The sequence below is a fragment of the Deltaproteobacteria bacterium genome, assembly GCA_029858205.1.
GTDB lineage: Bacteria > Desulfobacterota > GWC2-55-46 > GWC2-55-46 > DRQE01 > JAOUFM01.
This window is the reverse complement of record JAOUFM010000004.1, coordinates 24,504-39,437: the sequence shown is the minus strand read 5'-3', so window position 1 is coordinate 39,437 and position 14,934 is coordinate 24,504. Positions and strand designations below refer to the sequence as shown.

The window sequence follows — 14,934 nt, the reverse complement described above, 5'->3', positions numbered from 1 at the left end:
TAAGGTTGCCGGATGCCACGGCGCTTCTTTTGCCAGGAAGGCGGATGCGCTGGGGATTGTGGGGGCTTTGGATTATATCAGGGGATGTATATCCACCGTACTGCGCCGATGATAAAATCCTCTGAGCGCGAATCGGGCGGCAGTGTTGTTGAGGAAAGGGATCTGTCTTCCGGGCAAAGCTCCAGGGCGTTTTGGCGGACAAAAATCCTTCTTAGCACCACGCCCTCGGCCTCGAGCCATACGGCGTAGAGCTTGCCGTTTTCGATCGCTGTGTCGCTTTTGTCTATACCGGCTATCATTCCGTTTGTCTTTATAGCAGTGATATTTGCCGAGAATTTATTTTTGCTTATGCAAAGTGAGTCAACTGATAAAGCGTCAGGGAATTTGGCTGGTGGCGCAGCTGCGCTCTGGTCGTAGACCTTTACTATAACGAAGTCGTCCTGTTTTGATTTTGCATCGTCTGTGCCCTGTTTTGCCTGTTCAGCCGGGAATGAAAATATCTGTCCTCTTCCGGTAAGCAGCCATTCAATGGATACCGAGCCGAAGTCCGCCATTTTGCAGACTGTTTCGATATCCGGATACCGCTTATCTTTCTCGTAATCGCTGATAGTTGCGATACGGTTAAAACCAAGCATAGAGGCAAGCTCCGCTTGTCTGATGCGGAGAATGTTCTCCCGAATATGTCTAATGCGTTCACCTATCGTGGACATAACTTGCGCTTAATCGTAAAAGTAGTTGACAGCCAGATTTTTATAGTATATACTCTATCATGTGGTAAGGGTTTACCTGCCACGTTGTAATATTGTTACCGATGGTGCGTGTTTTGTATTATAGTTTCGAGAAATTATTTCGTGTTTCCCGCAGCAATAGGCAAGCATAAACCGGAGATAACCAGCAGTAGCGGTCATGGGTAGATGTTTAGGAGAAGCAAGTTCCGAATTGCTGTATTAAGGATATGCGACTCCCAAGTAGATTTTATAGCATAAACACACTTAAAGGTCAAGAGGAGGAACAAAAAATGGGTGTAGAATTTACAGACGTGATTGAAAGGATGAAACGCGCCGGCAATCTAAAGAACGATTCAAAGGTCGCGCGGGTGCTTGGCGTTACGCCCCAGGCAATATCGAATTATAAGAAGAGGGGCGCGATCCCGGCTGACCTCGTAATGAAGTTCGCGGATATGTACGGGCTTTCGGTTGATTGGCTTATCAGGGGCGAGGGCGAGGTCTACAGGCCGGGTTACGAGGGCAAGGCGCTTATTAATTTTGCCGCGGATAACGTGGTTCCTTACGGCTCCATAGCAAAGAAGGACATAGCAAAGCTTGTTGACATAGCCTCTCTTTCCCCGGAAGAACTTGTGTACGTTGGTAAGCTCATAAAGGTACTCAGGGACGGCGAGGGTTCTGCAGTATCGGTAATCAAGTGGAGTGTTGATTCCTTCTACAACGCGATGCAGTCTGCCGCAACAGCGGATGACGCAAAGAACATCCAGAAGAAGGGCGCTTAAGCCTTAGCTGTTAGAAGCAAAGTAAGTCGCGCGGCCGTCTTTAGGCGGCCGCGCGTTATTTTGTGAAAGCCATATGATAGCGCGCATGGTATCGTGGTTGCGGCGCAGTGCAGGGTTTGGCGGCGATATTTAAAAAATGTTTTTCGAAGTTTTTTTCCTCCAGAAAACGCTTGACAAAACAGGCGTCATAAAATAATCTGGATGTTTGCGTATACGCCCGGATAGCTCAGCCGGTAGAGCAGAGGACTGAAAATCCTCGTGTCGGCGGTTCAATTCCGTCTCCGGGCACCACTAAAATCAAGGGGTTAGCCGATTTGGCTGACCCTTTTTTCGTTAAAAAGGTATAGTAATGGTATAGTTTGCGAGGAGTCTGGTGGCTTGCCGAGGGGCTGGATGTTAGTTATCAGCAGGTACAGCGTTACGAGAGCTGGAAAAACGTACTGAGTATCGATAAGCTTCAGCTGATAGCGGAGCTCTTGGATGTTTCCGTGGATTATTTTTTAAGGGAGGAAGCGAGGGTGGTTCCAGGAAGTCTGCCAAGGGTTTGTTGCCGGAGGAGGTAAGGTTTTTAAAACTTTTCAGGATGGTGGACGGAAAGTATAAGGCCTGCATACGGCAGGTCATGAATCTCGCCGCAAAGAAGAAGTAGTTTTTGTAAGACGTAAATTTAGATGGCTGTGAGCTATGGGATGTAAGTTGAAGTCTCCAATAGGCTACAGCCTTTTTTATTTTTGTAAGAGCAGTATTTGCTTCGGAACTCCCCGTGCCGGTCGTAGTTTTTCTTCTTAAATAATAGAATGCTAGGGTGGTGTACTTAGCCAATTCCTCTCCCAGTATAAAACTTCGGCAGGGCACTGGACAACATGCGTGGCGAGTGGTAGCAAGCTCCTTTTCACGCTTTTTTTGATTGATTTGCGGAATCTATGTTGTATAGAATATCATGTCGTTTATTTTAGTTCTCATGATAAAGAGGGTGTGTCGGAATAGACTGCCTTCGTGTGATAAAGATTGTAACTATGGATAATTTCGAGATATTATGATTGTTACACAAAACTGTAAATAGAAATTTGGCCTGTTGGTTTAAAAAAATCTTGACAAGGCGACAAATCATAGTACAATGGCAATGACAATTGAATAGCATGTTTCACCGATAAGGGCAAACCACGGGTAATCGTGGGACGCAAAGCCACCTGTCCTGAATAAAAAGGATAGAGGGGCTGTCGAAGTGAAGTTAGCATCAAAGGGCCAATGCGTAAGCCCGCCGATTATCGGCGGGCTTTTTGTTTTTTGGACTGGAGCGAGTGTGTATAGGTTGATGTTCGTATAATTGAGCAACCCGGAGGATACTGTCATGTTCTTGTTCCGTAAGTTTTTGAAAATACCCCATGCCGGGGGTTTTCGAGAAAAGTTCAAATTCCACATACTCGGTGTTCTGACTATTGTCGTTGTAGCGATACTCGGTACGGCAATTGTTTCCAAAAGCCAGACGGCATACGTGGAAACAGCGAGATTAACCCCGCTTGCACTAACCCCTCAAAGCAGCACGAGCCAGGACATTTGGACTCTATTCGACAGGGATACAACCACGTCTTATTCCTCATATTCCGGCACAACGAAGTTTACCGTAACATTCGATAAAGTGATAAATCCGAAGAGCTTACGCGTGTACGGGCAGGCGTCGTTTAAGATTACCGTATATGCGTGGCAATCGGGCGGATGGTCGCCGGTGATAGGTTTTACCGATTTGGCCCTTGGCAGTCTTGCCCAAGGCTGGAACGTTTTTTCTACGGACGCGATAATCTCTACAAACCAGTTGCTTGTGGAATTGACGCCGGCTTATACCGGCGGACAGAATGTCGTGTTAAAAGAATTGGAGATATGGGGTGCAGGAAAGAAGGAGAATGTCACCACCAAGGCCGATGTAATCGCGGCGTTGCGGTTATATGAAAAGCCGGAGAGCCTTAAGTTCATAACAGCCGCCCCGCGAAGCGTAACGATATATGGTAATGCCAGCAATTCGAGCGGAAGTTTTTCATTCACAATGCCTCAGGATCCAAGTGCGTTCAAAAAGGGTTTTCTTGTTTACGATGTTTATAATATTACGAACTGGGTAGAGGTCGAGAAGAGCATAAACGGAGGGGAGTACAGAGGCGGATTCTGGACCGGTAGCGGAAATGATTGGGTAAGGCAGGTGGAGCCTATAAACCCAGAATGGTTAAAAAGAGGAGATAATAAGATAGTTTTCAAAGGATTAAGCAACTTGGATTTTCCGTATGCCGTTAGCAATCTTACTTTTGTCGGAGTGCTGGATAATGGCGGCAATTTCGTGCGGAGCATTTCAGGAAGTGACAACGCTAAGGCTAAAGCCGCTTATGACGGTAATTTCGACACGTATTTGAATTACTCCAGTAATATTAGCGAGGCCGTGGAATTCATTTTCGATAGAAATGTCGAGCCGCAGTTTGTCTCGGTCTATATAAAAGAGAGCGTTAAGGGTAAGCTTCGCTATGAGTATCTATTAAACGGCAAACCCATATCTCAATCCAGCAAGCATCTTGCAAGTTTGAATGGGCTTGTTCCCGGTTGGAATGATATAGAGCTTATGGCGCCATCAGATACCGTTAACGGTTTGATGCTTTATTTCGACAGTGAAAGCGGTGTTGGCGGCAAAATTTATGAGGTAAAACTTGGCGGAAGCGGTACTTTAACGAGAATCCCCGAGGCGAATATAGAAGTATCTTCGCCGGAAAACGGGGAATTTTACGGAAGGCGTGCGTATATTGCCGGATGGGCGGAAAGAAGCGGTGCCGGTACGCCGAAGATATTTATTGCCGGAAAACCATATGCCTCACAGGATGGCGGTTTTGGCGTTATAGTTACCAAGGACGAGGCAGGTTATGCCGGTGAGCCCGATGAAGCGTCGTGGAATGTGTTAATAAAGGCAGTGTATCCCGATGGCTTGGTGGTGCAGAAGGTCGTAGAGCTTTTTTCATACAGAAAGGAAGAACAACTGCCGCATTCGAGCATAACAGGCGGTGGAAGTGGTGCGCCAGAGGAAGTAGAGAACTATAGCGATGAAGACGAAATAGAGGAACTTGTAACGGTAGAGAAGGGGAAAAAATTCGGTCTTAAGGGGGCGAAACTCGATATACCGCCTGGGGCATTGAAGAAGGATACGAAGATATCCATAACGGCTTTAAGGTCGGCGGATCTGCCGCCGCTCGACCCTGGAATGGTCAATGTTACAGCGCCGGATGCCGGATATAGGTTTAAGCCGCACGGGCTAAAGTTCAGTAAGAAAATACGTTTGGAACTGCCATATGACCCGGCGCTGGTTCCGGATGGCGTTTCGGAAGATGATGTATGGACCTTCTACTATGATGAAAAAGAAGGACACTGGAAAAAGCTTGAAAAAGTAAGCTTGGATAAGAAGCGCGGTATAGTGCTCAATGATACCGATCATTTTACAGACATGATAAACGCCACCCTTGTTATGCCGGAACATCCGGACGCTCTTTCGTACAATCCCAATACGATAAAGGATATAAAGGCCGCCGACCCTGGCGCCAAGGTTAACGTGATAGAGGCTCCGAAGCCCGGTAATACGGGAGACGCGCGTCTTAGCTATCCCATAGAGATTCCGCAAGGCAGGCGCGGGATGCAGCCAAGCGTCAATGTGGTTTACAACTCTTCCGGCGGTAACGGATGGATGGGTATTGGATGGGACGTGCCTGTTCAGTCCGTGTCCATAGACACGCGTTGGGGCGCGCCGAGATATGATAAGGATTTCGAGACGGAAACCTATTTGCTCGAAGGCGAGCAGCTTACGCCTCTTACGCATAGGGAAGAGGCAAAACCAAGGAGTGGCGAAAAGATATTCCATACGCGCGTGGAAGGAGCTTTTAGCAGAATACAGAGGCACGGCAGTGCGCCCGATAATTACTGGTGGGAAGTTATCGGCAAAGACGGCACAAAATATTACTACGGCGGCGGGTCGAACGGGAAAGACGATGCTGCTACACTTGCCGACCCTCTTAGTGGCAACGTCTACAGGTGGTTGCTAAAACAGGTGCGCGATACCAATGGCAACACCATCGATTATACGTACGCAAAGGTGTTGGATAAAGGGCTGAAGAACGGAACGGTTGAGGGCGTTCAGCAGTATCTTAAGGAGATTTCATATACCGGGCACGAAGGTGTAAGCGGCCCATATAAGATAAAGTTTGTCCGTGATGCGGAGCTTTCCGGATATTCCGCAGAGTCGAGGCGTAAGGATGTAAGCATAGACGCAAGGGGAGGGTTTAAGGTTGTAACTGCCGAGCTTCTTAAGAGGATAGATGTGGAATTCAACGGCTCCAAAGTCAGAAGTTATGCCTTTACGTATAAAAAAGGCGCGTTCGAGAAGATGTTACTTTCGAAGGTGGAGCAGTTCGGCGCCAATGGCGCGGCTTTTAACTCGCATGAGTTCTCGTATTACGACGATGTTGACGGTGCGGGCTCTCAATCGTATGCCGGGTTTGAATCGGCAATAGGCGTCAATTCGGGCGGAGATAATATAAGAAAGAAAATAAAAAATAACGTGTACGCAAGTGCTATAAATGGGTCTGAGTCCAGCCAGTTCGGCGGGCATTTTTATGGCGGTGTTGGTATTGGGTGTAGCAGGGATAAGAGTAATAGTGTTGGCTGGAAGCACGGTTATACAAAAGGGAAAAGCGATGGCATGCTTGCTATGCTGGATTTGAACGGAGACGGTGTGCCAGATAAAGTTTTTAGAGAGGGTGGATATTCTTATTATCGTCCTGGGAAAACTAGTGGGTCTGATGCTATTTCTTTTGGCGCAGGAATTGCGTTGCCGTCGCTTAAGGTTATAAGTGAAAGTAGAAGTGTCACCGTAGCCAATGGCCCGGAATTGCATTTGGGTGCCAGCGGCATAAATGGCTCTTTTACGTCATATAGAACCAAGACAAGCAGCAATATAACGGCCTATTTTAGTGATGTAAATGGTGACGGGTTGCCTGATATGGTTTCTAGGGGCACCGTATTTTTTAATTATTTAAATGATGACGGCGTACCGACGTTTACGGCCGATAGCAGTAAGACAGCTGTTCCTGTCGGAGAAAAGAGTATAGCAACTGAAGGATTACTGGACGACTATACGGCTTTTTATGAGGAGCAGGTGGATGTGTTTCCGCTTCTCGATACTGTGAAGAGATGGGTGGCGCCGTTTGGCGGTGTGGTGAAGATAGACGGAAGTGTGAAGTTGATCAAAGATATGTCCGGTGCGCGCGGCGAGTATGAGACCGCGGACGGTGTCAGGGTTGTCATACAGCATAATGGTAGCGAATTGTGGGCCAAAAGGATAGAGGCCGACGATTATACGTGGCATGCGCATGGTAATGTCGATTATATAAATGTTAATGCTGGCGACAGGATTTATTTCAGGGTGCAGTCGGTTTTCGACGGAGTCTATGATGTTGTTGCCTGGGATCCCGAGATTTCCTACGTTAACGTGTCTTCGGAGAAAAAAGATGTAAACGGACTGGATGTCTTTAGGTATAAGAGTTCGGAGGATTTTGTAACCATAAATAGCGGCGCGATAACTTCAATGCCGGCCAAAGGGGTAGTGCGCATTCAAGGAGATTTCGTAAAGAAGGGTATAACGACCGATGATATAAAGATAATTGTCTATAAAAACGGTGAGCCGATAATCGAGAAGAATGTAGGGCGTAAGGAGGTCGGTACTGTTGTTTTTGATGATATTGTTGAGATAGAGGTCAAAGAAGTCATACAGCCGAAGGCGTCGGATTATTCTAATGTGCCCGAGGAAATAAGGCCGAAAGGCGAGCTTTCGCCAATTGAAATATACGATGACCTGCGACTTGCGGTTATTGCCGATTCGCGCATAGACGCCTCCATGATAGAATGGGCTCCTTCTGCCGTGTATACGCAAATCAACGGCGAGGATGCGCCCAAGGGAGAAGACGGTAGCGATGTTGCGGTAATAAATATGGCGTATGATTTAGAGACTTATCAAAATAGCACTAATGCTTTGGCAGAGGCGTCATGGGTTGCCTCGAAGGATGGTAGCGCGCTTGTGGTGCCGGTGCTGGAAGTTGCTGCCGATGCTAATTCGCAAAAAAGCGGCAGCGTTGCGTTCACCGTTAAAAAGCGCGGGGAGCTTGTCGGGAAAGAGAAATTTACGGTCAACAAGGATGGCGTACTAAATAATCGACCGTCGGCAATTCTTGTTCCGCAGTTAAAGGCTGGAGACGAACTTTTCCTTGATTTTAATTCGCCTGAAACATGGATTGGAAAGCGCGTTCAAGAGCACGAGGCTTCTGTTTTACCTTTAGGGGCAATTGTATGGCAGGCCCCGGTTGGCGGAGATGCTTTGATAAAGCCGGTATTTAATGTTAGCGCGCCGGAAGATACGGCACTTGAAGGGACTGTCTTTTTTGCCATAAAACGTGGTGACGAAATAATCGAGTCTATGGTCATTGAGGTAAATGAGACGGGTAGTAATCTTGCGAACCTTGCAGGAAAGAACGTTACCTTGGTTGAGAAAGACAAGGTGGATTTTTTCTTTGCAACCTACGGCGGTAATATCGGCGAATATCTCCACGGAGCCGATATTACGATAACGTTAGGGAATAAAGTGTATGGCGTTGCGGTAAGCAATGTTTATGAAGATGCAGTTGTTGTCGAAGCAGTTTGGAACATGCCCTTAAAAACAGAAGATGTGTTTTCCGCTCAGTACAGGGGCTGGTCTGTCGCAAGTTATAACGGAAATCGTGACAGAGCCGTGGCGCCCATGGTTGAGAATGATTTTATAATACAGTCCACGGAAGACGCCAAGGCGAGAAAATCATTTGTCATGATTCCAGACGCTAAAAATTCGAAATGGTTCGGCGCGGATGACCTTAGTTGGGTAACCGGAACAGCGTTTAGCAGTTCACGTTTGGGATTGGATTATATATCTGTTCCACGGGCTGGCGATTTTGCAGGTAAAATCGCGGTTGAAAAGCTTACCGAGGCAACGGAAAGGTCCTATGGAGGAGGGTTGTCTGCTAGTATTGGAAGTAAACTTTCCATAGGTGGTAGTGTTTCGCAAGGGAGTGGCACAGGCAAAACAGTTCTCGATTACATGGATTTGAACGGCGATAGGTTTCCGGATATTTTGGGTAAGTCTGTTGTTTTGTATAGTTCTTCCAATGGCGGTTATGAAAGCAAAGGGCGTGCGGCAGGGTATGGCAGTTACTCGAGGGTTAGTGATACGAAAGGTGAGGTTGTAGGTTTGTCAGCGAGCGTCAATGCATTGGCGGTAGCAAAGTCTTTTGCTATAGGCGTTACTGTAACAATGATGCCGGATTTTTCGGTTAGTGAAGGAAGCAGTTTGGAGACAGGTGTAAACGAGCTCGTCGATATGAACGGCGACGGATTGCCTGACAGGGTAGGTGTGAGCAGCGACGGCTTGATGGTTGCATTTAATCTTGGTTATAAGTTCGCGCCGGCGGAATATTGGGGATATGCCGTCTTGGATAAAAATGAAGGTGAGCAGCTGTCGTTGAGCACAGGAATTCCTGGTTTTAATATTGGTAATTATTCATTTGCCGGAGGTCTTAGTTATTCGAAGAGCGATACTCGCTCAGAAACAGCACTTACCGATGTAAATGGTGACGGTCTTCCCGATTTTGTCTTTATGGTCGGTTCAGCCATGCATGTGAGCATTAATACAGGGGCAGGGTTTGCTCCTGCCAAAAAGTGGGAAGGCAATATCTTTGGTGAAGATACAAGCAAAGGATACTCCGAAAATAAAGGCGGCGGTGGATATGTTACAGGCATCATATGTTTGTTTGGGGTTGCGAAAGTTGTTTTAAATCCCGGTGCCGATTACGGCGAGACGGCCGCAAGGCAGGAGACGGCCTTTATGGATATAAATGGCGACGGGTATGCCGACCAGGTGTATTCCACAAAGGATAGTTTCCTTACAGCCGCCATCAACAAGACCGGCAGGACGAATCTGTTAAAGAGCGTCAAGCGTCCGCTTGGGTCGGATTTCGCGATAGAGTACAAGAGAACGGGCAACACCTACGACGATCCGCACAGCCGCTGGGTAGTCAGCCGCGTCGAGGCGCATGACGGTGTTTCCGGCGACGGCATCGATACGCTTGCCGCGTCGTATACTTATAAGAAGGGCAAGTACGACCGCTACGAGCGCGAGTTCTACGGGTTTGCCGAGGTCGTCGAGACACAGGAGGACGGCGCAAGCGGTGTGCCATTCAGGACCGTTACGCGTAAATTCTCGACCAATGGTTATTACGCCAAAGGGCTTCTTAAGAGCGAGGTAATGGCGGACGCGGATGGCAAAAAGTACACGGAGACGAAGAACACCTATGTTCTTTACGATATAGACACCAAGGCCGAGCTAAACCCCGTAAGGAAGGCCGTTGCTACGGTGTTCCCGAAGCTTATCAAAACGGATAATCTTTTCTATGAGGGCCGCGACGAGGCAGGCAAGGAGACACATACTTCGTACTCTTACGACGATTACGGCAACGTTACGGCAGTTGCCGATGCCGGGGATTCCGGAAGCTACGACGATGTGAAGGCCAATATAACCTACGGCTACGACACTGCGTCGTGGATAGTGAGCAGGCCCGCTTCGATAAAGGTGTACGGCGGCGACGGCGCTCTTTACCGTGAGAGGTTGGGGGCTTATGATTCGAAGGGCAATCTTGTAAAGCTTACCTCCACGGCATCTGGCGGCTCTGCGGTTATGGATATTTCCTACGACGCGTACGGCAACATATCCGTATTCACCGGCCCAAAGAACGCCAAAGGGGAGAGGTATGCCCTGACATACGCGTACGACGCGAGCACGCATACCTATGTAACCGGCATTACGGACTCGTTTGGGTATAAGTCAAGCGGCACGTACGATTTCAGGTTCGGTCTGCCGCTCGAGACAAGCGACATCAATAAGAATGCTGTCAAATACGTTTACGACAGCTTTGGCAGGGCCAAGGCGATTTACGGGCCTTATGACATAGGGGCCGATGTGCCGACCATTGCCTTCGAGTATCATCCCGAGGCGGTTCCGGCGTGGGCGTATACGAAGAACAAGGAAACGTGGACATCCGGCGAAACCCTCGATACTGTCATTTACGTTGACGGCTTTAAGCGCGTCATTCAGACCAAGAAGGAAGGCGAGGTGTCTTCTGGCGGCGAGAAGCAGCACGGCATGATAGTGTCGGGGAAGGCCGTGTACGACGGTCTTGGCAGGGCGGTGATGCAGGGGCAGCCGGTATTTGGCGGTTTTGGCGCGGAGTACTACTCTAACAGCGCGCCGAAGAACCCGACCGAGTTCGTCTACGACGCGCTCGATAGGACCATAAGGGTTACGCTCCCGGACGGCTCCGTTACCACGAGCGATTACGGCTTCGATAGCGGCAGGTTCATCACCAAGGTTACCGACGCAGAGGGAAGCACCAAGAGCACGCTTAAGGACGTGAGAGGCAATATAACCGAGGTCAGGGAAGAGCTCGGCATAGTGATGAAGTACGCCTATAATCCCATGGGCGAGATAACAAAGGTCATTGACGCTGCCGGCAATAAAACGCTCGTTACCTACGATACTCTCGGGCGCCGCCTATCCATCGACAACCCGGACACGGGCAAAACCGAGTTTGCATACGACCCTGCCGGAAACCTTACAAAGAAGGTCACGGCGAACCTCAGGGCGCTAGGGAAGGCGATACTCTTTGAGTACGAATATAGCCGCTTAAAGAGGGCGGATTACCCGGATACCCCGGACACGGTTTACGAGTACGGCGCGCCAAATTCCGAGTTCAACCGCGCCGGAAGGCTTGCGCGCGTATCGGGCGCAGAGGCTGCCGAAGAGCTCTTCTACGGAAAGCTTGGCGAGACGGTAAAGTCCGTTAAGTCGGTTCTAAGCCACGTCCCTACGCTCTCTACGCGTAAGTACACGACCGAGTACGAGTTCGATTCTTTCGGCAGGATGCAAAAGATGATTTACCCGGACGGCGAGGTTCTCTCGTACACGTACGACAAGGGCGGGCTTGTCACCTCGGCAAAGGGCGTAAAAGAAGGTGTCGAGTTCAACTACCTCACCGACATCTTCTACGACGAGTTTGGGCAGAGGACGCGTATAGAGCTCGGTAACGGCGTTACCACGGCCTACTCCTACGACCCGCTGACGCGACTTTTAAAGGGCATCGTGACGCAGGCCGCGGAAAGTAAGGTCGTGCAGAACGTGGACTACTCCTACGACCGCGTTGGCAACATCTTAAGCGTATCGAACGAGCCGTTTGTCATCACCATGAACGGAGACGCGAACTTAGTACTCCAGACCTACACATACGACCCGCTCCACAGGCTGATTGGCGCAAAGGGCTCGTACAAGTACTCGAGGGACAGGGTAAACAGGTACGAGGCGAGCTTTGCCTACGACTCGATTGGCAACTTTAGAACCAAGAACCAGCTAAACGAAACGCTTCGCGCAAGCGGCGACCCGAACGTCAACCGCGACCTGACCTACGACTATACCTACGAATACAACTCATCGCGCCCGCACGCAGTAACAAACGTCGGCGGCAAGACGTACTCATACGACTTAAACGGCAACATGACCGGATGGACCGATGACAGTAGCGGCAAGAAGCGCGTAATCGAATGGGACGAGGATAACCGCGTAAAGGCGGTTACCGATAACGGAGGAACGTACTTTACCTACGATGCCGGAGGCACGCGCGTAACCAAGAGGGGCACGTACGGCGAGACGGTGTACGTAACGCCTGAGTACAGTGTCAGGAACGGCGAGATACACAGTAAGCACGTGTTTGTGGGCACGACGCGCATTGCGACGAAGATCAGGCTAAAGGGGCTCGACCGTGGGCCGCAGGTAAAGGGAAGCGCCAAGAAGACCACGACATGGCCATACACCACGAACGACACGGCCACGGCTGTAAAAGGCAACGGCAAAGGCAGCGCGAAAAAGACGCAGACAGCGGCTATCGACACCCAAGGTGCGTCTACTGCAAGCGGCACAGGGGTGACAGTGGAGGCTGTTGCGCCAAATGCTGCGGATGCAAAGGTAACAGGTAGTGCGAAGAATAGTTCTGTCATTGCGAGCGGAGGCGAAGCAATCTCGGCTCTGCCCGGCAATTCGGAAAAAGGTCTTGAGAACGCGCTGTCGAACGGCAACGGACAGAAGCTCGGGATATATAAGCGGCTCGACAGGCTCGGGTACACGGTCAATAATGGAGACATCGTGCCAGGCACAGGCGGAGGTGGTGGCGGTGCGCCCGGTGGAAACAACGGCGGTGGAAATGGTGGCGGGAATGCAGGCGGTGGAACTGGCGGCAATGGCGGTGGTGCGGGTAATGGCGGAGGTGCGTCCGGCGCAGGCGCAATCAAGGTCGAGACGAGCACGGTTTATTTCTACCACACCGACCATCTCGGCAGTTCGAGTTTTATAACGGATGCGGACGGCGAGCCGTACGAGCACCTCGAATATTTCCCCTACGGCGAGACGTGGGTGGAGGAATCGAGGAGCGACGTTTACTTTGGGTATAAGTTTACGGGAAAAGAACTTGACCCTGAGACCGGTCTGTATTACTTTGGAGCAAGGTACTACGACCCGCGCATTTCGGTTTGGATAAGCCCGGATCCGATACTTGGGGCGTATCTGCCGACGGGAGATGAGGAGCGCGACGCAAACCTCCCGGGCATGGGCGGGGTGTTTAATCCGGTAAACCTCGGGCTCTATACTTACGCCGGAATCAATCCGGTTCGTTATAGTGACCCGGATGGAAAAACTTTTTGGGACAGAGTAGTTGGTAATGCAGCCGGGTACGGAGATGCTGTTACCGGCGGTCTATTGCATAAGTGGCTATATGGGGATAACCTTGCATCTGCAACGGATGCAGGTGATTTTAATTCCGGTTATATAGCCGGTACTAAATTTGCAATAGTACAGGGTACTGGTGAGATGGTGGTTGGTGTGGACGCCGCTATTGGTGGTGGTGCTGTAACTGTTGGCACCGGTGGTGTCGGCGTGGTGGTTGGTGGGCCTGTTGCTGTTGGTGGATTGGCTGTAGCTGGACACGGAACAATCACCGTAGGCACAGGCGTTAAGCATCTCGACGAAGCCCTGAAGTACCAGGGGCCACCTGTAAGCGGTGGTTCTAAGGCACCTTTAAAGCTTGCTGATGGCATGAAGTTGTCGACGAATGAGGCTCTTGATGCTGCGGCAGAGTTTTTAGGTAAGGGATATCAATCCAAGGGGAATGGCAGATTTGTATCAAGTGATGGCCTTAGGCAAGTTAGAATGGGAGATAGCGATATTCTTGGTAAGCATGGAAAAGGACCACATATGAATTTTGAAACCTATGACAAACCAATTGGAAAGGGTGCCAAGTTACTCGAAAACAAGCATATCTATTTAAGTGATTAATAAAAGGAGGATTATTTATGGTATTAGAAAAATTTATTTTTCAATACGACCGATATGATAGTGCTACAGGAGTTTTGTATGAAGTAGAAAACAATATGGTTGTGAAGTTTTCTGTCTCGAATAATGAGTGTACTATATCCGCTAATCGCGAAGGATTGTTATCTTTGGCCAAGAGTCTTATAAAATTAGCTGATAATAATGTGCCGGAAGGTGCGCATTATCACTTGGATGCGGGTGTTTTTTTAGAAGAAAGTTCTGTTGATGTGGTGATAGAGAAGATATAACCTGTAAAAGCCGGGTAGATACCGTCTTGGAAGTCAATCTATAAACCCCAATCGTTCCCCCGACACTCATCGTCCGCGCTCTTTGACAACTCACCTTCACCTACCTCATTTCGCTGGTTCAAGTTTGCAACTTGAACCAAAACTTTTTCGGTTCGGGTTATAAACCCGAACCAGCTAAACGAAACGCTTCGCGCAAGCGGCGACCCGAACGTCAACCGCGACCTGACTTACGACTATACCTACGAATACAATTCATCCAGGCCGCACGCAGTAACAAACGTCGGCGGTAAGACATATTCATACGACCTAAACGGCAACATGACCGGGTGGAGTATAGTTAGTGTATAGTAAATAGCCGATAACAGCCGATATTAACCATAAAACCCATTACCAGGTAATCCTGATTTCCCCTTACATTCATTACCGGATATGACTAAATATAACAAGGCGGGATTTTATTCCGAAAGCCTGAAAATCCTCGTGTCGGCGGTTCAATTCCGTCTCCGGACACCACTAAAATCAAGGGGTTAGCCAATTGGGCTAACCCCTTTTTGTTTGCGCTTTGAAGCGGTTTTGTGCCTTGACTGTTCCTGGACTAAGAGGGTAAAATTCAAATCGGCGGTGTAGTCTGCTTTTACGCCGCAAATACTTGATAGCGACGGAGATGT

At 49.2% G+C, this 14,934-nt stretch carries 4 protein-coding genes, 1 tRNA gene and 1 riboswitch; of the genes, 4 read left to right on the top strand and 1 reads right to left on the bottom strand.

Annotated features, from left to right (window positions below; genetic code table 11):
- Positions 1-77: 77 nt before the first annotated feature.
- On the bottom strand, positions 78-710 hold the full coding sequence (locus OEV59_04170; protein ID MDH4226936.1) for a helix-turn-helix domain-containing protein: 633 nt from the start codon (positions 708-710) through the stop codon (positions 78-80).
- Between the two features lie 308 nt (positions 711-1,018).
- Here OEV59_04170 and OEV59_04165 point away from each other — a divergent pair, with 308 nt between their 5' ends.
- The 4 genes from OEV59_04165 (at position 1,019) to OEV59_04150 (ending at position 14,266) form a co-directional block, all read left to right on the top strand.
- Positions 1,019-1,507 (top strand): helix-turn-helix domain containing protein, encoded by a 489-nt coding sequence (locus OEV59_04165; protein MDH4226935.1) that lies wholly within the window; start codon positions 1,019-1,021, stop codon positions 1,505-1,507.
- Positions 1,508-1,722: 215 nt separating this feature from the next.
- Positions 1,723-1,798 (top strand) — tRNA-Phe (locus OEV59_04160).
- Positions 1,799-2,652: 854 nt separating this feature from the next.
- Positions 2,653-2,732: riboswitch (cyclic di-GMP riboswitch) on the top strand.
- A gap of 126 nt (positions 2,733-2,858) precedes the next feature.
- Positions 2,859-13,982 carry a hypothetical protein gene (locus OEV59_04155; protein MDH4226934.1) on the top strand — a complete coding sequence of 3,708 codons (11,124 nt, stop codon included), beginning with the start codon at positions 2,859-2,861 and terminating at the stop codon, positions 13,980-13,982.
- A gap of 17 nt (positions 13,983-13,999) precedes the next feature.
- Positions 14,000-14,266, top strand: a complete 267-nt coding sequence (locus tag OEV59_04150) for a hypothetical protein (GenBank protein ID MDH4226933.1) — start codon at positions 14,000-14,002, stop codon at positions 14,264-14,266.
- Positions 14,267-14,934: the final 668 nt, after the last annotated feature.